Origin of the sequence: Mycobacterium persicum (genome assembly GCF_002086675.1) — a bacterium.
Taxonomy (GTDB): Bacteria; Actinomycetota; Actinomycetes; order Mycobacteriales; family Mycobacteriaceae; genus Mycobacterium; species Mycobacterium persicum.
This window is the reverse complement of record NZ_MVIF01000297.1, coordinates 1-538: the sequence shown is the minus strand read 5'-3', so window position 1 is coordinate 538 and position 538 is coordinate 1. Positions and strand designations below refer to the sequence as shown.

1 pseudogene is annotated in these 538 nt (G+C 64.7%); it reads right to left on the bottom strand.

Annotated features, from left to right (window positions below):
* Positions 1–33: 33 nt before the first annotated feature.
* Positions 34–538 (bottom strand): annotated as a pseudogene (locus BST40_RS28490) (pentapeptide repeat-containing protein); the annotation flags it as partial.

The window sequence follows — 538 nt, the reverse complement described above, 5'->3', positions numbered from 1 at the left end:
GTTGTCGCCGTTGTTCCCGTATCCCACGTTCTAGGGGCCGAAGTTGCCGCTGCCGAAGTTGTCGCTGGAGTGGTTTCCGCCGCCGAAGTTTGCACTGCCCCAATTTCCGAAGCCGATGTTTCTGTTGCCGTCGACGGGTCCGGTGTTACCGCTGCCGAAGTTGAGATCGCCGCGATTGCCGTTGCCGAGGTTGAGGCTGCCGAAGTTTCCGTTGCCCAGGTTGAAGAAACCTCTGTTTCCGCTGCCCAGGTTTCCGTTGGCAACGTTTCCGCTGCCGAGGTTGCCGTTGCCGTAATTTCCGCTGCCGAAGTTGAGGTCACCGTGGTTGCCGCTGCCCAGGTTGACATTGCCGATGTTTCCGATGCCCAGGTTCCACGCACCGGTGTTGCCGAAGCCGGTATTGATCGCCGGCAGAATCGACGCCGCGACGACCCCCGCCGGGCTGGCGGCCACCGCCGAGCCGACCGCAGCCGCAGCCGCCCCAACCGGGCTGGCCGACACCGCGCCGGCCACTTGGCCCGCCAAACCTTGCGGCGCG